This window comes from Chitinophagales bacterium, from assembly GCA_016787225.1.
Classification (GTDB): domain Bacteria; phylum Bacteroidota; class Bacteroidia; order Chitinophagales; family JADJOU01; genus CHPMRC01.
In genome coordinates, this window is sequence record JAEUUY010000026.1 from 69,134 (window position 1) to 92,510 (window position 23,377).

A 23,377-nucleotide genomic window follows, 5' to 3' on the forward strand; every position below is an offset into this window, starting at 1 on the left:
ATTGACGAAAGCCTGTCAAATGTAATATAAATCAATTAAATAATCAAATAATTATTTTAAAATTTTCTTCAAACAATATAAATTCCAAATCAACTTTCTATGATTGGCTTTACCCGATTGATGTTCCCACACTAGCTTCTCTAACTTTTGATGCTCAAATATATGGTCTTTTGCTAAAACTACAGATTCTATTTCGTTCTTCAGGTCTTCACGTATCCATTTTGATAATGGTATGCCAAATCCTTTTTTAGGCCTATCGATAATCGCTGAGGGTATTTTACCGCGCATTACCTCTTTTAAAATATGTTTTCCTTGCAGATTCTTATACTTCATTGATTTTGGAAGTGAATTTAAAAACTCAACAACTGCTCGATCGAGAAATGGTGCACGCACCTCCAGACTATTATACATGCTGGCTCTATCGACCTTGAATAGGATATCATCCACTAAATAGGTCTGACAATAATAATGAATGATACTATGCCAGGCGTCAGCATTATAGTTTTTGGCACTTGAGAAATGCGAATCTATTATTCTCATTCCGGCATTGTCCGTGAGTGATTGGAAGATTTCCGGCCTTAGGATATCTTTTTTTTCAAATGGAGTAAACCCCCCAAGCCATAACTGATGAATATGATTGACTTGACTCTCAAAGCCCCTCAAAAATTGTTTTATCTTAAAATCTAAACTTATATTATTATCACTTGGTGACAAAATTAAAGAAGAGATTTTGAGAATTTGTCGAGGCAGAAAATTTGGTAAATATTGAATAAAATGGCGAAACTCTTCCGAGATAAAGGTTGGATAGCCAGCCAATAATTCATCACTACCGTCGCCCCCTAAGGCTACAGTGACATGCTCTCTGGTAAACTTTGACAAATAATAGGTAGGCAATATTGAAGCATCAGCAAATGGCTCATCTAATTTGGAAAAGACCTCATCAATGAGACCGAGAGTCATTTTAGGAGTTAAGATACTTTCATAGTGTTCTGTATCCAAGTGTTTTGATACCAATTGAGCATAATCTTTTTCATCATAAGACTTATCCTCAAATCCTATAGAATATGTCTTAATTCTTTGATTCGTATTTTTTTGAGCATAATAGGCTACCGCAGAGCTATCTAAGCCACCACTGAGAAAGACCCCAAGAGGCACATCAGACATCAATCTTATTTTAGTAGCATGATTGAGCAATTCATCCAATTTAGATTTTGCTGCACTGAAGTCAATATTGCTATCGGTTTTATAATCAGGTTGCCAAAATGGTTTAATCTCAATTTTATTATTATCGAGAATGAGATAATGCGCCGGTGCTAGTTTTGAAATACTCTTGTAGAGACTATTCGGAGTAGGAATATAGTCAAAGGTCAGGTATTGATTGATGGCATCATAGTTTAACTCTGAAGAAACCTCTGGGTGAACTAGTAGTGCTTTGACTTCTGAGCCAAAAATAAAGCTCGAGCCAGAATGGCAATAATAGATGGGCTTCTTTCCCATCCTATCTCGAGCTATTAACAATTTATTGTTTCTAAAATCGTAAATTGCAAAAACAAACATACCACTGATTTGATCTAAGAATTTTTCGCCGAACTCTTGGTAAGCATATAGTAAAACCTCCGTATCAGATGTTGTTTTAAATTCATATTTATTGAGGGCGAGCAGTTCATTCTTCAACTCCTGATAATTATAAATTTCTCCATTAAATGTCAATGCTATACTATTATCTGCGTTTAGCATTGGTTGGTTCGAAGCCTCGCTAAGATCCAAAATTCTTAAGCGAGCGTGCGTTAGGCAAACATTATCTCTTAGAAAAACCTTCTGAAAATCTGGTCCTCGATAGCTGATAGTTTGAATCATTTTATGACCCAAACCTTCACCCCCTTTTCCAATAAAGCCAGCGATACCGCACATTACTTTTTAACTTTTAAATAAACAATCATAGAAGATCCCGGACTTCTCTTCAAAAATAAATAATCTGTAAACTTTAATATTTTACTAAAGGCTTTGTGAATATATTTTTCTATTAATGTCATAGGTTTATCTCTACTATAATCCACTTCTCTTTTATTGCCAAACAATTTGACATTTATAATCATTAACCAATATAAACTTTGAAAGAAATAATCAGAAAATTGAATGCTCGCCTTACATTCTTTAAAATCAGAAAACACTTGAGATAGGTGATAACGCTTAAAATGCCCATTAAAATCATCAAAGACACTCCATACTTCCATTCTAGAAGGAACAGTCAAAACAATGCTCTCAAGATTATTAAAATGATAGATTAGTTGATTCAGAAATTCTATGGGTTTTTCAATATGCTCTATAACATCAAAAAGAGTAATTGACTTAATATCCAAATTTGAATCTAGAGATAAAGCATTCGTTTGATATTGAATAGGAACTGTACTTTTGGATAAAGGCGTTGTATTCCCAAGTTCGACCCCTTGGATTTTAAGCCCTTTTTTAAACAGATAATCACTTACGATACCCCTACCACAACCAATATCTAAAATATTATCAATTTTATTTTTTCTTAAAAAATTCAAGATATAATCATTTCTATACAAATTCCAGTAGTGAAAACGCATACTTTCATCGTAAATACTCTTGAATTGATTTTCATTAAATTCTGTACTTGTCTGCACTAGAAGTTTATTTTTTCTTTAATCGAATATGATTTTTTGCCCTGCGACTCGTAGTAGGTTCGCATAAGCATTTCAGCTATGACACCCATTAAAACAAATAGAACACCTAGTATAAAAAACATCATCCCCATAAGAGGCAAAGGACTTTGCACAAAGTCTTTTTGGTGAGTAATTTTAAAAAAAACTGCCAAGCCAAAACTCAAAAAGCAACCCAAAAATGATAACAAACCAACCCCGCCAAAAAAATGCATGGGTTTATTCATATACTTGTCAAAAAACTTTATTAAGACTAAATCAAGCACGACTCGAAACGTTCTGGTAATTCCATAATTTGAAGAGCCAAACTGGCGAGGCTGATAATTAACCTCTACTTCTGTTACCTTACCGCCTTGCCACTTGCAATACACGGGTATAAACCTATGCATTTCACCATAAAGTATTACATCTTCTATAACTTCCTTTCGGTAAGCCTTTAGTGTGCACCCATAATCATGAAGTTTAATCCCAGAGACGTAGGATATTAAATAATTGGCTATTTTTGATGGCAACTTACGGGTAATAAATTCACCCTTCCATCGTTGTTTCCTCCAACCCGATACCACATCATATCCTTCTTCTAGTTTTGCAAGAAGTTTTGTAATATCCTTGGGATCGTTCTCTAGATCACTATCTATAAAAATCAATATTTCGTTACTAGCATGCTGTATTCCAGCATTGATAGCCGCAGTCTGTCCAGAATTTCTCTTAAAATTAATAATCTTTATATTGATATTGTTCCTCGCCCATTCTCTTAAAACTTCATATGAATTGTCCTTAGACCCATCATTAATCGCAATGATTTCATATGTATAAGGAGATAAAATGGAAATCAATGAATCCATAAGAAGTGGTATCGATCTCTCCTCATTGTATATTGGTGCTATGACACTAATTGAGTGCTTCATGTATATTTTTTATTTTTTTATTCCTCCAAATTTCCACGAATTTCCATTTCTGAAAATAATATAGGTCGAACCTTGCACGATTTTTTCTTTATCAGAAAGCCATTCTTCAATAGTCGATTTTTTTATATAAACCGTCTGTGGGGTTACTAATTGATCAAATGCAACATGTCTAAAGAATAAATAACCACGCTGACAAATCCACTTGCTATATTCATATAGTGGGGCGAACTTTAAATGCAAGCCAATAATGATATGCGCATAAATAAAATAAATGAAAGACAATGGGGTTGCTATCAAAAATTTATTTGCCCACCATGGTAAAAGACTAGCTATCTTGCGTATAGGATCTACGATATATCGAATAACGGCATTACCCTCATAGGCATATACCCAGCAATGGAATTTTCCTCCAGACTTAGTATTATTCAATACAGACTGAAATCCATTATAAGGCTCCTTTAAATGGTGCAATACTCCAATACAATAAGTAATATCATATAAATCTGAGCCTTCAAAAGTAGTCAAATCGCCTTGAATGACTTCATAATTAGAAAAATTCATTTGCTCCATATTGGTCTTACAAGACTTGACCGAATCTCCTAAATCTACACCGTGCAGTTTGCTAGGATTCCAATTGGTCATATGGGTTAATAAACTTCCATTTCCGCAACCGAGCTCTAGCACGGACTTACCTTCGATATCTAATTTGGTAAGAGGTTCAAACCAATCAATGAATTGATTTGCAGAATATACTGAGCCTTCTGGTAAATTATTCCAAGAGTCGGCGAAAGCCTTGGCTGTAATGGTATCTTGAGACATTGTTTATTATTTTTTTTGGGGATGAATGGTAAATTCAATGAGATCGATATTGGGCTTTATGCCGTGAGCTATTATTCTAGGCTGGTATTTTCCATAGACAGTATCTGCCTGGAATCTATAAGTAAGAATAGATCTGGCTATACTCGTGTTCATTTTAGATGAATCAGACTTTAGAATTGGAACTTTTGAAATATATGACATGTAATTGTCTTGTAAGTCAGAGCATTCATTGGGTAAAAATACTATATCTCCTTTGGATTGAAGAATTGATAGAAATTGTTCTGTAGACTCAGAATAATGTAAGTGCTTTAAGACACCAAATCGCTCTGAGATAAAACGCGAATTGAGTAATATGCAATTTACAATAATTGCAAAGACTACGGCTGAAGCTATGCTTACTTTAATGAAATTAAATTGAATTGATAAACAAACTAATAAAAATATCAAGATAATAGAAGGTGCAAAATATCTTACTTCAGCTACAGCTGAATATTTAAAAGGAAATAAATCCGGCATTACATTTAAAATGCCAAACTTAAGTGCTGAGTATATAAAAGTAACATTATTAAAAAAAATAATGGCAATAGTGGATAGTAAGAAAACACCGACATTGGTGGAGAGAAAGTCAGAGAATTTGAAATTTGACATTACTGTCTTAAGCCATTTCAAAAGATAATAAACTATTATTAATCCAAAAATATGGGCTGAAATCTGAAATACAAGAGCTCCAGTATGGCCAGGGATAAATTTCCAAACAAAATTTCTCACAATACTATCTCGAAAGAGAGAGTTGAAAAAGATGGGATTATATCTCAGGAGCGCAGACCACTGTAGTGTATCCTTTGGTGGAAGACTGGTTGGGAAAATTTGCCCAAAATAATGATAGTGAGAGAGAATATACATTCCTGACAGTATGCCTATAATCAGGAGAGAGAAAAGTCCAAAATGAAAATTTCTTCTATTTTTCAAAAATCCATAAATAATAAATAGTCCTGGAAATAGAACGACATAGAGCCAATAGGAATATCTCAAGGTCACTATCACTGACATAGCTATAGATATCAGAATAGTTTTATGAACTGCAGACTTATATTCAGTAGTCCTGAGAACTATATCCAAAAACTGCCACAAACAAAGAAATAAAAGACTCAGACACCAAAGGTCAGTACTACCCATGTATCGTGAAGGCATAATACAAATAGCAAGAAAAAAATATACAACCTTCATCTTTGTATGCGAAAAATATTCAGGCAGCAGTTCTAGAATACCCTTGACCGCATAGAAAAACAATAATATGGCTAGAATATTCCAAAACATAACAGAGATAACAACCGATTTTGTCACTAAATATAACGGATATATCCCCCACACAAAACCAAATGGCCAAAGGTTAAGACTTTCATATTTCACTTTTGAGATATCGTCTGGGGTTACATAATTTAGACTGAGACCATGACCATCTATCCAATTAAAAAAGGAGTTAATTTGCATAAATTGATCTCCATACATACTTGGAAAAAGTAATTCTAAAAAAGTATGAATTACTATGGATATATAAAACACAGTTTTTACATCTATCTTATGTGCAAAGGAAACTAATTTACTTTCTTCCATTCAATAAATTGCCGTATTCCTTCTTTTATAGAAATTTTAGGTTGATAGCTCAAGAGGTTCTTTGCCCTATCTATATCCGCAAATGTGATATCTACATCGCCTTCTTGCATTGGCCTAGCAAGAATTTTTGCCTTCTTCTTCAGTTCCATTTCAATAGTCTCTATAAGGGTAGTTAACCTAATCGGATTACTATTCCCTAAATTGATTGTTTCATAGCAATTATGATTTTGCACATAATCTATTGCGTTAGAAATTCCTTCTACAATATCAGCTATGTAGGTATAATCTCTAGCAGTGCTCCCATCGCCATACATTTCGATTTCTTCATTCGCCATTATGGAGCTTACAAATTTATTGATAGCTAAGTCAGGACGCTGACGAGGACCAAAAACTGTAAAAAATCTCAAATTAATTACAGAGAAACCATAAAGATGGTAATAGGTATGCGTTAGGAGTTCACATGCCTTTTTTGTAAATGCATACGGCGAAATAGGGTGATCAACATTATCGGTCTCAGAAAATGGAACTTTTTTGTTATTTCCATAAATGGAGGAAGAAGAGGCAAAAACAAGTTTTGACATTTGATTATCCTTCATCCATTCTAGTAGTTGCTGTGTAGCTGTAATATTATAATCTATATAAGCCAATGGGTTCTGTATCGAAGGTCTAACTCCAGCTTTAGCGGCCAAATGAACAATTACTTCGCAATTCGGCAGTTTTGAATACGAACTTGTATCTCTCAAGTCAAGCTCATAAAATTTAAAATTAGAATGAGAAATAGACTTTAATAAATTTTTTTCTTTTAAATCTTTTGAATAAAAATCATCAAAATTATCTACCCCAAAAATAGTATCTTCTGGATATTTTTTAAGTAAAAACTCAGTCAAATGAGAACCAATAAATCCTGCACAGCCAGTGACTAATATCGAACGCACCGCAATTCTAAAACGTTATCTCTTTAATTTCTCCCGCCACTACCAAATTCCCCTCTGTCATTTCCTTTATATAATCTACGCTCACTCCAGGAGCTCTTTCGAGTAAGATAAAACTTCCATTCTTTATATCTAACACTGCCAAATCAGATACAATTTTTGTCACACACTTTATTCCTGTCAGTGGCAGCGAACAATTTTTTAACAATTTGGATTTGCCATCCTTGCTGCAGTGTTGCATGGCCACTATGATGTTTTTTGCACTAGCTACCAAATCCATAGCGCCTCCCATACCCTTAACCATTTTTCCCGGTATTTTCCAATTGGCTATATCACCATTTTCCGAAACTTCCATAGCTCCAAGCACGGTCAAATCAACCTTTTGGGCTCGAATCATTCCAAAACTAGCTGCACTGTCGAAGATAGAAGAACCAGGTAGAGTAGTAATGGTTTGCTTACCAGCATTGATTAAATCCGCATCTTCTTCACCTTCTAGTGGGAAGGGTCCCATACCTAGAAGACCATTTTCACTTTGAAGTACTACTTCTATATCCTTAGGTATATAATTTGCTACCAATGTTGGTATACCGATTCCCAGATTCACATACATTCCATCTTTTAACTCCTGAGCTATACGTTGGGCTATCTGTTCTTTGGATAACATATAAGAATCTATTTAAACTGCACAAATGTAGCTAAAATTGCGATTAATAGCCCTAAAAAAACTAATAAACTTTTAAATCGAACGCTTTTCATTTTAAAAAGAAAAGGAGTGAAATAAAAACTAGCAATAATCATTATGAGATAGTAATTCTTTAATCCATTATCGCTAAAAATTAAGAAAAATAAAACGATAGAAAGAAAGCTAATGAAAAGATAAATGTAAAATTTCCGTGTATTTATTGTAAATAAATTTATATGAGGAAAAGCTGCAAGCGCAGAAAGAACTGCTATGACAAAAAACAACCATTCCCATCTATAAGGCAATTTATAATGTAAAACCTGAACTGATGAAAACATATTTAACCAAAGGTCATTGGAACTAAAGACTAAAATAAGACTAACTAGGATGGCAAAAGCAGCGCCAATGCCAATAAGCAAAGCCCACAAGTCTCTGGCCCCATTTTTTCCAAAAATCATTAAAGAAAATAATAAAGGTGGTAGAAAGAAAAGCATACTTGAAGAAGCAAAAAAAGACCAAGAAAAAACAAACCCTAAATTAAAAAATACGTTCACAGTTTCTCTCCTCTGATCTATTTGACTTAATATCTGAGATAAAACCAAAAACAAAAAGCCAACAAATATATGTTCCAGATTCACTGGAAACGTCAGAGTTAAAATTGTATGAACACCAAGTATGAATAAGAAAACTAATCCTCCTTTTGAGTGATAGCTAAAGTATCTGCAAATGGCAGAAAATAATATAAAATTCAATGAAATCATTATGAATACAATAAGCTTCAAAGTCAGGGTATTCCATGTGTTTATATTCAAAAGCGATCCAAGTAAAATCGATTTTGTATTTGCTAAAGGAATGACCTCTGAATAATATAATTTACTTCCGAGAAGAATTATTATCAGAATAAAAATGAGGTATGCAATTATTGATTTAGTTTCGAATAATTTAAACATACCTTAAATAAATAATAAGACTATTTCTTATTAAGATCCTCTACAAGTTGATTGGTGATATCCATAGTTTTATCTGAATAAAGAATCATACCATTTGTTTGATAGCCCATTACGATATCGCAATTGTATTTTAACTTATTTTCAGAAAAATACTCTTCAACCTTTTTATATAAATCTTTTGTCGCCTTATCCATTCGATCAGCTAAATTCTTGGCCATATTTTGTTCCTCGGTTTGTAATGCTCCCATTCTCGACTGCAATGCTCCCATTTGTGACTGAGCTTGTTGCTGACTGATTTGACCACTTTGAGCCTGTTGCATGATTTTACCATACTCATTTTGCAGAGCTGCAGCTTTAGACTCCAATTGTTTTTTTGATGATTTTTGACTAGCTTCTATTTCAGTTTTAAATTTCTTATATTCATCATATTTGCTAAAAAAGGTATCGATATTGACAAATGCAATTCTGCTTCCAGCTGCTACAGCTATATTTTTTGCGCTTGGGTTTAAATTTACAGAAGGAGAACTAGATTTAAAATGTAAGAAATATAAAATCGCTACTGCCAATCCTATAATGCCTAGTATGATGTTTGTTATTTTTGAATTGTTCATTTTATGCTTTATTTTTTAATTAACATTATTTTTAATTTATACGGTTATTAGCTGTCAGTGTTAATTCTCTATTATTTTTCACAGTAAATTTTTTAATTTATACTGTCATTATTTCCTTCTCCTTGATCTCTAGAACCTTATCTACCTTGGCTATATACTCGTCCGTAAATTTTTGTATTTTGTCTTCTCCACTTTTCATCATATCTTCAGAGACACCTTCGGCTTTTAACTTTTTGATGCTTTCATTATGGTCTCTTCGTATATTTCGAATAACCACTTTTGACTTCTCAGCTTCGGCCTTAGCTTGTTTTACGAGGTCTTTTCTTCGTTCTTCCGTTAGTGGTGGTACAGCTATCCGTATGACCTGACCATCATCTTGCGGATTTAGCCCTATATTAGCTTGCATGATAGCTTTTACTATGGCTTGAATCTGCCCCTTATCCCATGGCTGTAATACTAGCATTCTTGCATCGGGAGTTGTAATACTGCACACACCTGAAAGTGGAGTCATAGATCCATAGGCATCTACCATGATACCATTTAACATAGCCGGACTAGCCTTGCCTGCTCTTATCTTCATCATTTCTTCATCTAAATGTTCGACAGCTCTTATGAACTTAGACTTCGCATCGTCAATAATACTGTTGATATCAGCCATATTTTTTATTATTTAAATTCAAAATTATGTATTATCTAATTTGGATTAATCATTCAATTTCAACACGGCTAGAAATGCCTCTTGAGGCACCTCTACTTTTCCAAATTGTCGCATCTTTTTCTTTCCTTTTTTCTGCTTCTCTAGAAGTTTTCGCTTCCTAGAAATATCCCCGCCATAGCATTTGGCGGTCACATCTTTTCGCATAGCAGAAATAGTCTCTCTGGCAATAATCTTCATTCCTATTGCGGCTTGAATAGCTATGACAAACTGTTGTTTAGGGATCAATTCCTTTAATTTTTCACATAGTCTACTCCCGAAACTATAGGCTTTATCTCTGTGTATCATGCTGGAAAATGCATCTACATTCTCTCCATTTAATTTTATATCTAATTTGACTAAATCCCCTTCTCTAAAACCAATCATGTGGTAGTCAAAGGAAGCATACCCTTTGGAAATGGACTTTAATTTATCATAAAAATCAAATACAATCTCAGCCAGAGGCATTTCAAACTGTAATTCTACCCTCGTCGTCGTTAGATAATGCTGATTCTTCAATATGCCACGTTTCTCCATACAGAGATTCATCAAGCTACCGATGTATTCTGGCTTAGTGATTATTTGAGCCTTTATCCATGGTTCTTCTATTCTATCCAATGTGGTAACATCCGGTAATTCTGCCGGATTATGAAGATAAATCGGCTTTTCCTTTTCTTTGTTGGTATAGCAATTATAGCTTACCTGAGGCACCGTTACGATAATGTTTTGATCAAACTCTCGCTCCAAACGCTCACTAACTATTTCCAAATGGAGTAAGCCTAGAAATCCACATCGAAAACCGAATCCAAGAGCTATAGAAGTCTCTGGTTCATAGACCAAGGAAGCATCATTGAGTTGCAATTTTTCCAGACTATCTCTTAAGTCTTCAAAATCGTCAGAATCTATAGGGTAAATCCCTGCGAAAACCATAGGTTTGACATCCTCAAAGCCTTTAACTCCTTCTGTCGCTGGATCGCTAGCTAAGGTAATAGTATCTCCTACCTTTATTTCTTTAGCTTGTTTGATACCTGTAATGATATAGCCTACATCCCCTGAACCCACCTCATTCATTGGCTGGGGCTTTAATCTCAAGATACCTATTTCATCTGCATTATAGTCTTTACCAGTAGCTATAAATCGAACCTTATCATTTTTTTTAAGCGTTCCATTAAAAATACGAAAATATGCTATAACTCCTCGAAACGGATTAAATACAGAATCAAAAATCATAGCTTGAAGTTTGGCTCCTTGATTATATTGTGGAGCTGGGACTCTTTCTATCACAGCTTTCAGAATTCCCTCTATTCCGATCCCACTGCGACCGCTAGCTTCTAAAATAACCTCTCTTTCGCAGCCAATTAAATCCACAATTTGGTCTTTGACTTCTTCTATCATAGCTCCATCCATATCTATTTTATTGACTACTGGTATGATTTCTAAATCATTTTCCAGAGCTAAATATAGATTGGAAATCGTCTGAGCCTGAATGCCCTGTGTAGCGTCTACAAGGAGCAGTGCGCCTTCACAGCTGGCAATGGAACGAGATACCTCATAGGAAAAATCTACGTGTCCCGGGGTATCGATGAGATTCAATTTATAATCTTGACCGTCATACCGGTAATCCATTTGAATCGCATGACTTTTAATGGTAATCCCACGCTCCTTTTCTAAATCCATATCATCGAGAAGCTGGTCTTCTCTTTCGCGTTCTGTAATCGTATTGGTAAACTCTAATAGCCTGTCTGCCAAAGTAGATTTACCATGGTCTATATGGGCTATAATACAGAAATTGCGTATGGGTTTCATAAGGGAGTGCAAAAATAGGACTTTATACGCATAGTAATCAGGAAAATTCTTAACTTTGGATTTTGATACATTTAGAATGAGTTTTAACAACACCTTGGAATTTGCGAAGTCACTAGACTCAAATGACACCCTTAGCTCGTATAGAGAGCAATTTATTTTCCCACAGCATCATGGTCATGATGTCTACTATTTCACTGGTAACTCTCTAGGACTACAACCAAAAAAAGCTAAAGAATATATCCTCGAAGAGCTAGAAGATTGGGGTAAATATGGCGTAGAAGGTCATTTTCATAGCAAAAGAAACTGGTTTGGGTATCATCATTTCCTCACAGATAAAGCAGCCAACATCGTGGGAGCTAAAACAGAGGAAGTAGCCGTTATGAATACACTTTCGGTCAATCTCAATTTGCTCATGGTTTCCTTTTATAGACCTCATGGCAAGAGAACCAAAATCTTGATGGAAGCTGCGGCATTTCCATCGGACCATTATGCTGTGCAGCAGCAGGTGCGATTTCACGGACTAAATCCAACAGAAGATATTATACTTTTACATCCTAGGGAAGGGGAATATGCCATACAAACATCAGATATATTAGATGTGATTGAAAAAAATAAAAATGAACTCGCCCTCGTCATGCTGGGTGGTGTCAATTATTATACAGGTCAATATTTCGATATAGAATCCATTACTAATAAAGCGCATGAAGTAGGGGCTATCGCAGGCTATGACTTGGCTCATGCTGCTGGAAATATCGTACTGAAACTCCATGAATGGAATGTGGACTTTGCCTGCTGGTGTAGCTATAAGTATCTAAACTCTGGTCCAGGAGGTGTCGCTTCTATCTTTGTGCATGAACGGCATGGGGATAATCCAGACCTACCTCGATTCGCAGGATGGTGGGGCAATGATGAGAAAGATAGATTCCTTATGAAATCGGAATATATTCCAGCTAAAGGGGCATCTGGCTGGCAGCAATCGAATGCACAGATATTCTCCATGGCGGCACACTTAGCCTCCCTGGAAATATTTGAACAAGCAGGTATAGAAAACCTTAGAGCCAAAAGTGAAAAGTTGACTGAATATTTGGAAAAATTACTTCAAAACATCCCACAAATAAAAATTATCACGCCTAGTAACCGTGCGGAACGTGGCTGTCAACTTTCTTTAATAGCCCTAGACAAGCCTAAGGAACTTTTTAAATATCTGCAAGAGAATGGCATTATAGCTGACTGGAGGGAACCAGATGTGATTCGCGTAGCCCCTGTTCCTCTTTATAATCGATTTGAAGATTGTTGGGTGTTAGCAGATCGTATTAAACAGTTTTACAATTTATAATCTCCTCGCCATTTGAGAATTTTATTTTCTTTCCTTATCCTTTTTAGCTTCTCCTTGTGTCAAGGTCAGGAACTATACCATAGAATATTGAATGCAGACAATGGACTACCTAGCAATAAAGTGCATTATGTCTATGAGGACTCCAAAGGCTATATCTGGTTCGGCACAGAAAATGGGGTCTGTCGATGGGATAGTAAAAACTTCCTGACCTATACTATCAAAGACGGCTTACCGAATAATGAAGTCCTCGTTATCTACGAAGATAGTAAAGGGAGAATCTGGTTTTCTACCTTTAGCAATGAACTCTGCTATTTACAAAATGATACTATTTTTAACAGGAAAAATGATAAACGCTTAGAGAAAATAAGCATTATCAAAGGGGGGAAGCTCTGCGAGCATAAGGGGGAGATATATTATTACAATTTTCCTTCAAATTTACCACAGCTGTTTAATGTTTCAAATTTAAAAAATAAACAGACCGAGATTAAAGTTCCCTCGAATAGTACACCAGAAATACTATTTTATAATGACTATTTTTTTAGTATAATTACTTCACTTGAAAATTTCAATACATATATAAAGTCTGATAATAATGAATTCATTCTCAAAAATACTTTGTATTTTATTGAAAACTCAAAAATTAATTTTATTGACCTTAAGAAAAAAAAATGTAGTTATACATTTATTGATTCTCTTCTACAATTTTTAAATAGTAACACTCCACCAAATTTCTTATGTAATTTCAAGTCAAATCTTAGATTATTTCATAAGTTCTCAACAGATTTGGTTTTTATCAATAAAACTAATCTTCAAACTAAAAGTCATAAAAAATTAAATTTTGTATATGCCCTAAATCATTCAAAGATTATAAATAAGAAGTTATTTATAATCTCACAAGATAATACCTTATGGTTAAGCAATTTAAATATTCAAAACTTTAAATCCTCAATTGATAAATATCAATCTATTTCTAAACTATTCTTTTTAAACAATAAGCTACATCTTCTTTTCAATAATGGAGTAATTAAAGAAATAAACAAAAGTAAAACTACCCAACTTAAAACGGAAGGCAAACTATACAGTCTTGATTATGGTAAAAATAGCCAACCTATAGCTTGTTCCTATAGAAATATAATAAACTTAAAAACTAAAGAGTCTATTTCAAAAAATTTTCAGTTCTATTGTAAAGGCTTCTCCTACTCAACAAAACACAAACTATACACCATTAACAATAGTAGTGGAGGACTTTATATCCAAAACCTCAAACAAAAAGCCACTAAGATTTCGGATTTGTATGCTTATACCTCATTTATAGATAGTCGAGATCGACTGTGGATAGGAACGGTGAATAAGCTCTATGTAACCAATACATTTCTACCAAAAGTGGAAGGCGAAAAAGAAATTAAACTCAATAAGGACTTGGATATATTTTGCTCTGAAATTAAGGAAGATCAACGAGGAAATATATTCTTTACAACCAATGATGGCGTATATATCATCGACAAAAACGATAACAAATATCATATAGATGATAAAAACTTCCTCAGCTCTAATGAGTGTGTCACCCTCAAACTGGATACACAAAACCATAGTTTCTTTGTAGCCACAAGAAATGGGGTTAATCATATAGGCTATCATATTCATAATGGACAATTGAAATTTAATGTCATCAATAAGTTTTTCAAAGAGGATGGATTGACCTCTAATGAAATCAAAGATATTCTAATAGACGGAGACTCTCTCTGGGTTGCCAGTGCCAAAGGCTTGGATTTGATTTCCGATAAAAATTATAGACCCGATAGTATCAAAATACCGGTGCATTTTAATAAGATATTTATAAACGATAGTCTATGGAAATTGGATACTTTTTATCATCTAAATCATAGTCAAAATAACTTGAAAATCGACTATTCTGCTATCTACTATCAGCGGAGAGAGCGCCTAGATATCCGCTATCGCCTTATCAAAGATGGTGACACTTCCGAAGGTAAAATTGAAAACTCTATACTCCAATTATTTTCTCTCGCTTCAGGTAATTATACATTGCAGATTTATGCTTATGATAGAGATTACCCCTATATCCATAGTGAATATCGCACCTTGCGTTTTGAGATTTCTCCTCCTTATTATAAGACTTGGTGGTTTTATTCATTGATTTTACTCGGCGCATTGGTTATTCTAGGAGGGTTGATGTGGTATAGAAATAAAAATAGAGAAGAACAGCTCAAACTCGTAGGCGAGCTGAATAAATATAAACTACAAGGACTTCAGCACCAGATGAATCCTCACTTTGTGTTTAACTCTATGAGTACTATTCAGGACCTTATTTTAACAGAACAAAATGTCGATGCCTTAGATTTTATCTCCGACTTTAGTCATCTCATGCGCACCATGCTTCAGAACTCCAGAAATGAATCTATTTCATTGAGCCAAGAAACTACTTTTCTAAAACGATACATAGAACTAGAGCAGATTAGGCATAGCCAAACCTTTGATTATAAATTAGATATAAATGTACCGGAAGAAGATCTCAATGACATTTATCTCCCAACTATGATGGTGCAACCTATAGTAGAAAATGCTATTAAACATGGGGTATCAAATCTCAAAGAACGAAGAGGCTTGATAACGATACAATTTTCATTGAATGAAGATGAAACCTTTCTAAATATAGAGGTTATAGATAATGGTGCGGGAAAAAGCTCTAGCTCCAAGGTAAAAAATCATACCTCCACGGCAATTAATGTCATACAAGAGCGATTATTAATCTATGAGAAGAATGGGAATAAAGGTGACTACACTATTTCCTATTCTGAAAATGGCACAAAGGCGATTTTGAAACTACCTATATAACCAAATCAACTTAAGTAAATTATCAAACAAAAATGAATGCACTCGTTATAGATGATGAAGAGAGAAGCAGGAGAATATTAAAAAATTTTCTTGCCAACTATTGTCCAGAGGTTAATGTTTTAGGTGAAGCAGACGATATTGATGCGGCATATCAAGCCATTTTACTGCATAAACCTGATGTTGTATTTTTAGATATCGATATGCCACCTTACACTGGTTTTGATTTATTGAAGAAATTTGAAAAGATTCCATTCGAAATTATATTTGTGACGGCATACGATTATTATGCAATAGATGCTATTAAGTTTTCAGCTTTGTATTATATTTTAAAACCGATAAAGGTTGGAGAGCTCAAATCGGCTATCGAAAAAGCTAAAAATAAGTTACGAACACATTCAGATATAACTTCTAAATACGTTCAGCAACTTAACCCTCAATCTCTAGAGCGAATTGTTGTCAATACATTGAAAGATTCAATGCTAATAGACTTAGGTGATATTCTGTATCTAGAATCCGACAATGTATATAGTACAATTTATTTGATAAATGGTCAGAAGGTTATTTGTAGTCAAAAAAACCTCAGCGAATACGAGGAATTGTTGTCGAGTAAAGGATTTTTTAGATCCCATAAATCATATTTAGTTAATTTAAAACAAATAGCTTCAGTCAGTAAAACTGAAGGTGGAGAGCTTGTATTAAAAAACAAGGTAATAATTCCATTAGCTAGAAGGAGAAGGGAAGATTTTTTCAAGATATTTTAGTTATTCCTAAAAAAGAGATATGTGGATCTGACAATTATTTTTTTCGATGGACATTGTCTCTTATGCAGTCGCATAGTTGCACTCCTTTTGTCAATAGATAAAAATAAGAAACTAACATTTTCCCCTTTACAAGGAAAAACAGCTAAAGCCAAACTACCTCAGGAACTATTGGCTGATTTAAACACCATGGCATATCTAAAAAATAGTAAACTATATACAAAATCGGATGCAGTCTTGGAAATATCAAAAACCATTGGCGGAATTTTCACCTTGTTTTATATATTCAAGTTAATTCCTCGATTTATACGTGATGCTATTTATGATTTTATTAGTAAAAATAGAATTCAATGGTTCGGGCAGTCTGAAAGTTGCCGAATGCCTAGCGAGGAAGAAAGGGCTCGATTTCATGATTAAATAGGGTGTGCTGAAAAACGCCAAAACAATTGATAGCCTAAAGATTGCATAAACTTTTCCCCCTGAAAATGCAAATTGTAAAAACAAGTTTACTGGAGTTCACGCCCAAATATCTTGCATTTACCGACAAGAATTTTAGGCTACTCAGAAGCACACCAACTACTTCGCCATCTTCACCTCGCAGTATGTCTATACAGCTTCGGCTTGATGGCTCGTATTTGGCGCACTTCTGAGTTTTTCAGCAGACCCTAGCTGATTGTCTTTAAAACTAAACCCTGTGGAGAAGTTTTAATTCAATTTTTTGTGTGGGAATTACTTTTGTATGTTGGACGCAATCTACCCTTCATTTAAATGGCCAAGTCAAGCAAAGAATTAGGTTCCTTTTTTAATCAGAGTAAACACCAAAAAATTTTCGGGGTGATTTTTCTCTTATTATCTTTCGTTCTCTTCTTTAGTTTTCTATCCTACCTCTTTAGTTTTCGTATGGATCAAAGCATTGCTATCGAGGGCTGGGATTATATCAAGGAGACGGAACACTATAAAATTCAAAACTGGTTAAATAAAATTGGTGTTTTTCTAGGTTATTTTTTCGTAGATAACTTATTCGGGCTGGCTGCATTCATTATTCCTATCAATTTATTTCTCATTAGTCTCAATTTAATTTTTCAAAAAAGGTTGTTTTCTTACTTGAAATTAATCTTATATCCTATACTATTCATTTTTATATGCAGTAGCTTTCTCGCGCTCATTCAACTGGTGTTTTTCAGAAGCGGGAATTTGAGTCTAGGCGGAAATTTTGGCAATATCATCTCAGGACCTAATAGTTTTCTTCATAATTATATTGGAGTTTTAGGCACTCTATTCATTTGGGTTAGCTGCAGTTTAGCTGCTCTTGTTTGGTTTGCTAATCTGAATTTCGACTTTATACTCAAATGGTTCGAACAAGGCAAGATACCGAAGGAAGAGAAACTTTTTTCAGAGGAAAAAAAGGAGAAGAATAAAAGCCTAGAGAAAAAAACCTATAGTGACACTTTATTTGAAAAAGATAATATTGAATTCATTAATAATGAAGAATTAATGATTAATAACGAGAGTCCGTTAGATAAAGAATCTAGCCCTGAAACAGCTAAAAAGGAATTAGAAATTGAAAATACTTACAATAAAGAACTTGCTAAACCTATTAATGAAATCGACACTACCGAATTGACTGTAACGCCAAAGTTGGAAGAGAGATTAGTAGATAACGTTTCTGAGATTCAACAAAAGAACCTAGAGAATTTAGAACCATATGATCCTAAAAAAGATTTATCTGCTTATAAATATCCGAGTATTGACTTACTAGAAAACCATGGCTCTGGAACGACTACGATAGATAGAAATGAGTTAGAAAACAACAAAAACCAAATCATAGAAACGCTCAAAAATTTTAATATATCCATCAGTTCCATTCGAGCCACCGTAGGACCTACTGTCACCCTATATGAAATTACACCTGCACCAGGGGTGCGCGTTTCCACGATCGCTCGACTCGAAAACGACATTGCCTTATCTCTTGCAGCCCTTGGGATTCGTATCATAGCTCCTATACCAGGTAAAGGGACTATAGGGATAGAAGTACCGAATAAAAAGACAGAAATCGTCAGTATGAAAACGGCTATCATGTCGGAAAAATTTCAGACAACTAAAATGGAATTACCGATAGCACTCGGTAAAAATATTTCTAACGAAATGGTTGTGGTAGATTTAGCTACCATGCCACACCTTTTGATGGCTGGAGCTACTGGCAAAGGAAAATCTGTAGGTATTAATGCTATTTTAGTCTCACTGCTTTACAAAAAACATCCTGCCGAACTAAAATTCGTCATGGTAGATCCTAAAAAAGTAGAGTTGAGTATATATAGCACAATAGAAAAACATTTTCTAGCTAAACTTCCAAATGAAGAGGAGCCAATTATTACAGATGTCAAAAAGGTGGTCAATACCTTAAACTCATTATGCATAGAAATGGATGACAGGTATGACCTACTCAAGAAAGCCATGGTTAGAAATATCAAAGAATACAATGAAAAATTCAAAAAACGTCAACTCAATCCATTGCATGGTCATCGCTATTTGCCTTATTTTGTATTAGTTATCGATGAATATGCCGATTTGATTATTACTGCTGGCAAAGAAGTAGAAATGCCCTTGGCCAGAATAGCACAGTTAGCTCGAGCCATAGGTATTCATGTCATTCTTGCCACCCAGAGACCAGCTGCGAATATACTCACAGGATTAATACGAGCAAATTTTCCTACAAAAATAGCTTTTGCAGTCTCGAAAGCAATAGATAGTAATATCATCATTGATACCAAAGGTGCGGAACAACTCATAGGACGGGGTGATATGCTCTATAGCCCATCTGGTGGAGATATCATACGATTACAATGCCCATTTGTAGACACTCCAGAAGTAGATAAGATATGCCATCATATTAGTGAACAACAAGGCTATGGAGAGGCTTACCAGCTGCCAGAGTATTATGGGGATGAAGAGCATGATAAAGAGGTTAGATTCGATAAAAATGACATTGACCCACTTTTCGAGGATGCTGCAAAAGAAATAGTCATTCAACAAATAGGGTCCATTTCTCTACTTCAAAGAAAATTAAACGTAGGTCATGGAAGGGCTGGAAGGCTGGTAGATCAGTTAGAAGCCATGGGCATAGTAGGGCCAAACAGAGGTAGTAAGCCCCGTGATGTTAACTTCAAAACTCTCGATGAGCTCCAACTTTATCTAGATAATTTGAAAAATTCCAAATAATTTAAAAAAAAGACTTGACACTTCTTTTTTTTGTATTATCTTTGTACTAGGTTTTCATAGTTGTAATAACAATTATGTTAGTTTTGTTTTCATAGTATTTTGGAGTTCGGTTCCCCTACCGAACTCCTTTTTTTTATACCAAAATAAATAAAGTTTTATTAGGTTTTTTTAACTTTTTAAATTAATAATCAGTATTATATTTGCATTAGGTTTTCATAGTTGTAATAACAATTATGTTAGTTTTGTTTTCATAGTATTTTGGAGTTCGGTTCCCCCTACCGAACTCCTTTTTTTTATATCAACTTCTATACTATGATTTAGCCATATCTTATGAAAATTTTAAACATAAAAAAATAGGGGTAAAGGATTAATTACCTAAAGAAAATATAGTCGGTAGTTTATGCAACTGAGGAGGCGATGCAACTCTCCACTCGCTTATTTTCTTTGTTTGGAGAATACTAGGTTCTCCACCAATGTTAGCTGCAATACCTAGTAATAAGTTAGGCGAACAAGTCTTAAGTATAAGTTCAAACAAACTTTGGTTTCTATATGGAGTTTCCATAAATAACTGTGTCTGACTTTCGTTAATAATCCGCAACTCTAAAGATTTAAGCTTTTTAGATTTCTCTAATAAATCTATCGGCAAATATCCATTGAATGCAAAATTTTGACCATTTAACCCACTTGCCACTAGAGCAAGCAATATGCTAGAAGGACCAGATAAAACTTCGACCTTCACACTATTTCTATGTGCCAATTTCACCACTTCGTTTCCTGGGTCAGCAATACATGGCATACCAGCCTCAGACATTAATCCTATGCTATGACCTTGTTGAAACCATTGTTCGACCTCAGATAAAGAAAAATGTTCTGCATGCTTATCATATTCAAAAAATTGGACTTCAGTATCAAAATTAGCTTGGAAACCATATTTCCGTAAAACACGACGAGCTGTTCTTAAATTTTCTACTACGAAATGACGAATTGGAGCAATGGCGAGTTTTGTGCATTCTGTAATATCAGAAAGAGAATCCTCCACTATAGGTGTAGGAATTAAAATTAGCTTTGACACAGTTAAACTACCAACTAATTTTTATCACTTCTCTATTAGTTTCTTTATGTACTTCAATAAAATAAAGTCCTTTTGGCAAACTCGAGAAGTTAAGTGTTAAGTTCTTGTTATCCGATGCACTTGTAGTAATTTTTTGACCGACAGAATTAAAGAGACTTACATCATACCCACTATCGAACCATGTCAAATTTAAATCATTACCATTGAAATTATATACTAATTTTTCAGCATCTTCGTTGGACGATATTGAAGCAGGAGCACCTGACAATTTAACACAACGGACAGTAGTAGCACCCGTATTTCCAGGGTCTAACCAGGGTTTTAATCTTCTATCATTAGCTGTCCCAAATTTATCCCAATGCATGAATAGTCGACCATAAAAGTCTGTTCCATCTAGGTTAGTACATAAAGCAGACCCACCAGTCAAGGTTCCTATAAGAAGACCATTGCTATTAATCAAGGCAGAACCAGAAGAACCCTCATCTGTAACTGAACGACCGCCAACCGTTGATGTCCACTTCATTGAAAAATGAGTATTAAGAACATTGCCCCCATAGCTTGCCAAAACTGCCCAATCATTGGATGTACTTACTTTTTTAATATCGCCTTTTGGGTGATGATAGCAGTAATTTCCGAAATGAGTAGATTCTGATCTATCCCATCCTTGAAATGTAAAATCATGCACAGCAGTGGATAAGGTAGAATTCAATCTTAATAGTAAAAAATCAGAAGAGAATTCTCCGTTATCCGTGCCAGAATATGCAGGAGCAGTACAGCCCTTAAAAGTTATTGGACTAGGCTCAGAAGGTTGATTAGAACAGGAATCAGATTGATAAAGAAAATCGAACTCCCAATTAACTAAATCTAACAAGCTACTTTTCGCACTGCAGTGATTAGCCGTTAAAATGTAAGGGGTTTTATCTTCCGATGTATTATTAACCAAAGTTCCCGTGCAGAATCCTGAAAAACTTGAGCCAGTTACACGGATCCGACATGTTGCGTCGCGAGCTGCAGGTTTTGCATTTCCTTCTGGGCAGCCAGAATTAATCATACATGAAGCCGCAGACCCGAATCCGTTGCCATTACTACTTTTCAATCCTCTAAAATAATGATATACCTTGGTAATTGAAAAATCACTAGTTTGAATAGAGGCTGGTTCTACATATTCGACTACAATTTCACTACCCAATACATGTGAAGTCAAAAACTCTCCATTGGACTGATAATTGTCTTTATCAGAATACAATCCTGCGAAATGTGTTCTTTCTTTGTTATACAACCAGAGCTTGGCTCCATTTTGTAGTTTGAAATTTTCAAATAACAGCATCATGCCTAAAGCATCCTTAGACTTAATCATCAATCGGTAGACCTTATCATGGTTTGGCAATATTTCAGAAAGGGTGAAATCTGAGAAATGAATCTGGGCAGGGATAGCGGAAGCACAGATATAAGAAGCATGTTTTATTTCCTTTAATCGCTCTATTTCGACTGCATCTGCCTTGACTTCTTTCGTAGCTATTGCAGACCATTTCCCATCTCTATTCCAGCTCTCAGGAGGTAGACTCTTATTCCCAAACTGAGCTTGAATAAATAAAGGACTAAAAACTAATATAAATAAAAACTGCTTCATACGAATGGCTTTATACAAATGTAATTAATTTTCTATAATTCTTAAATCTTGTTTTCCAATCTTAGATATCACTAGAATTATTAATTTATAGTCAATATTTTTCTTTTATTTTTGTTTTTAAAATTACCTTATGAGTACAAAAATTTTATTTTTAGTTTTTTTGATGCAGACAATAAACCTATGTTCACAAGACCCTGTTAAGAAGTCTATTTTTTTTGGTGGTAGGTTGGGATTGTCAACAATGTATGTTACGGAATCTGCTGGTAGTTTGAAGGCAGACTACGATAATAGAACTGGTATAAATACAGCTTTATTTTTTGAATTTGAACTTGGCAAGCATTTTAGCTTTCAGCCAGAATTGAATTTTACAAACAAAGGTTATAAATTTAATCAAGGTCAATCGGTTAATGTAAAACTAAATTATCTGGAGTTACCTTTAATTTTAAAACCTAAGATTCCCCTAGGTGAAAATTTTGAAATCTATGGAGACATAGGCCCATCTTTCTCACTTGGTCTTGGTGGAGAAGCTATAGTAAATAACAGAGCCTATGGAGACCTGTTTGGTGATGGCGGATATAGAAGTTTTGATCTCGGTTTGAACTATGGTGGGGGATTTAATGTAAAACTAAGTTCTGGGTACAAATTTGGATTAGGCATACGTTTTTTCAAAGGACTTAGCGAACTATATCCACCAAACAGCGGTGGTTCATCTGGATTCGGTAGTGTTTCAGGCAGAAACAACGGGTTTATTGTTGGTTTTAGTTTAATGAACAACCTATAGAAGAACCAGGTCTAAGAAATTAGAATGT

Annotated in this window: 19 protein-coding genes; 6 read left to right on the forward strand and 13 right to left on the reverse strand. The window is 34.6% G+C overall.

The genetic code is table 11. From position 1 onward, the window contains the following. Nucleotides 1–51 precede the first annotated feature (51 nt). From asnB to lepA, 11 genes are all read right to left on the reverse strand, one after another. Nucleotides 52–1,911, reverse strand: coding sequence for an asparagine synthase (glutamine-hydrolyzing) (gene asnB, locus JNL75_09695; protein ID MBL7790085.1), 1,860 nt, complete (start codon nt 1,909–1,911; stop codon nt 52–54). Then, nucleotides 1,911–2,648, reverse strand: a complete 738-nt coding sequence (locus tag JNL75_09700) for a methyltransferase domain-containing protein (GenBank protein ID MBL7790086.1) — start codon at nt 2,646–2,648, stop codon at nt 1,911–1,913. The genes asnB and JNL75_09700 overlap by 1 nt, the downstream gene beginning before the upstream one ends. Further along, nucleotides 2,648–3,592 (reverse strand): glycosyltransferase family 2 protein, encoded by a 945-nt coding sequence (locus JNL75_09705; protein MBL7790087.1) that lies wholly within the window; start codon nt 3,590–3,592, stop codon nt 2,648–2,650. Before JNL75_09705 ends, JNL75_09700 begins: the two co-directional genes overlap by 1 nt. 9 nt (nt 3,593–3,601) lie before the next feature. Then, the gene (locus JNL75_09710; GenBank protein ID MBL7790088.1) at nt 3,602–4,411 is read right to left on the reverse strand and encodes a methyltransferase domain-containing protein; all 810 of its coding nucleotides are present in this window, start codon (nt 4,409–4,411) and stop codon (nt 3,602–3,604) included. A 6-nt stretch (nt 4,412–4,417) separates the two neighbouring features. Further along, nucleotides 4,418–6,025: a hypothetical protein gene (locus JNL75_09715; protein MBL7790089.1), complete on the reverse strand. Its 1,608-nt coding sequence runs from the start codon at nt 6,023–6,025 to the stop codon at nt 4,418–4,420. Then, complete coding sequence (locus tag JNL75_09720; GenBank protein ID MBL7790090.1) at nt 6,007–6,960, reverse strand: GDP-mannose 4,6-dehydratase; 954 nt, start codon at nt 6,958–6,960, stop codon at nt 6,007–6,009. Before JNL75_09720 ends, JNL75_09715 begins: the two co-directional genes overlap by 19 nt. 7 nt (nt 6,961–6,967) lie before the next feature. Beyond that, nucleotides 6,968–7,621, reverse strand: coding sequence for a CoA transferase subunit B (locus tag JNL75_09725; GenBank protein MBL7790091.1), 654 nt, complete (start codon nt 7,619–7,621; stop codon nt 6,968–6,970). 8 nt (nt 7,622–7,629) lie between these two features. Next, nucleotides 7,630–8,391 carry a hypothetical protein gene (locus tag JNL75_09730; protein ID MBL7790092.1) on the reverse strand — a complete coding sequence of 254 codons (762 nt, stop codon included), beginning with the start codon at nt 8,389–8,391 and terminating at the stop codon, nt 7,630–7,632. A gap of 218 nt (nt 8,392–8,609) precedes the next feature. Next, nucleotides 8,610–9,200, reverse strand: coding sequence for an OmpH family outer membrane protein (locus JNL75_09735; GenBank protein MBL7790093.1), 591 nt, complete (start codon nt 9,198–9,200; stop codon nt 8,610–8,612). Between the two features lie 97 nt (nt 9,201–9,297). Beyond that, the gene (frr, locus tag JNL75_09740; protein ID MBL7790094.1) at nt 9,298–9,858 is read right to left on the reverse strand and encodes a ribosome recycling factor; all 561 of its coding nucleotides are present in this window, start codon (nt 9,856–9,858) and stop codon (nt 9,298–9,300) included. A 45-nt stretch (nt 9,859–9,903) separates the two neighbouring features. After that, on the reverse strand, nt 9,904–11,700 hold the full coding sequence (lepA, locus tag JNL75_09745; protein MBL7790095.1) for an elongation factor 4: 1,797 nt from the start codon (nt 11,698–11,700) through the stop codon (nt 9,904–9,906). 76 nt (nt 11,701–11,776) lie between these two features. Here lepA and kynU point away from each other — a divergent pair, with 76 nt between their 5' ends. The 5 genes from kynU to JNL75_09770 all read left to right on the forward strand — a co-directional run bounded on the left by kynU (nt 11,777) and on the right by JNL75_09770 (nt 19,866). Next, a complete protein-coding gene (gene kynU, locus JNL75_09750; protein ID MBL7790096.1) occupies nt 11,777–13,036 on the forward strand; it encodes a kynureninase in 1,260 nt (419 codons plus the stop codon). Between the two features lie 12 nt (nt 13,037–13,048). Then, nucleotides 13,049–15,889, forward strand: coding sequence for a histidine kinase (locus tag JNL75_09755; protein ID MBL7790097.1), 2,841 nt, complete (start codon nt 13,049–13,051; stop codon nt 15,887–15,889). Nucleotides 15,890–15,921: 32 nt separating this feature from the next. Continuing rightward, entirely contained in the window at nt 15,922–16,650 is a 729-nt protein-coding gene (locus JNL75_09760) for a response regulator transcription factor (GenBank protein MBL7790098.1), read from the forward strand. Between the two features lie 21 nt (nt 16,651–16,671). Then, nucleotides 16,672–17,064, forward strand: a complete 393-nt coding sequence (locus JNL75_09765) for a DUF393 domain-containing protein (GenBank protein ID MBL7790099.1) — start codon at nt 16,672–16,674, stop codon at nt 17,062–17,064. Nucleotides 17,065–17,481: 417 nt separating this feature from the next. Next, a complete protein-coding gene (locus JNL75_09770; protein MBL7790100.1) occupies nt 17,482–19,866 on the forward strand; it encodes a DNA translocase FtsK in 2,385 nt (794 codons plus the stop codon). A gap of 367 nt (nt 19,867–20,233) precedes the next feature. Here the strand turns inward: JNL75_09770 and JNL75_09775 are convergent, their stop codons facing one another. Further along, nucleotides 20,234–20,938, reverse strand: coding sequence for an SAM-dependent methyltransferase (locus JNL75_09775; protein ID MBL7790101.1), 705 nt, complete (start codon nt 20,936–20,938; stop codon nt 20,234–20,236). 7 nt (nt 20,939–20,945) lie between these two features. After that, nucleotides 20,946–22,568 carry a trypsin-like serine protease gene (locus tag JNL75_09780; GenBank protein MBL7790102.1) on the reverse strand — a complete coding sequence of 541 codons (1,623 nt, stop codon included), beginning with the start codon at nt 22,566–22,568 and terminating at the stop codon, nt 20,946–20,948. 130 nt (nt 22,569–22,698) lie between these two features. Between JNL75_09780 and JNL75_09785 the strand changes: the two genes are divergently transcribed. Beyond that, nucleotides 22,699–23,349: a PorT family protein gene (locus JNL75_09785; protein ID MBL7790103.1), complete on the forward strand. Its 651-nt coding sequence runs from the start codon at nt 22,699–22,701 to the stop codon at nt 23,347–23,349. Nucleotides 23,350–23,377: the final 28 nt, after the last annotated feature.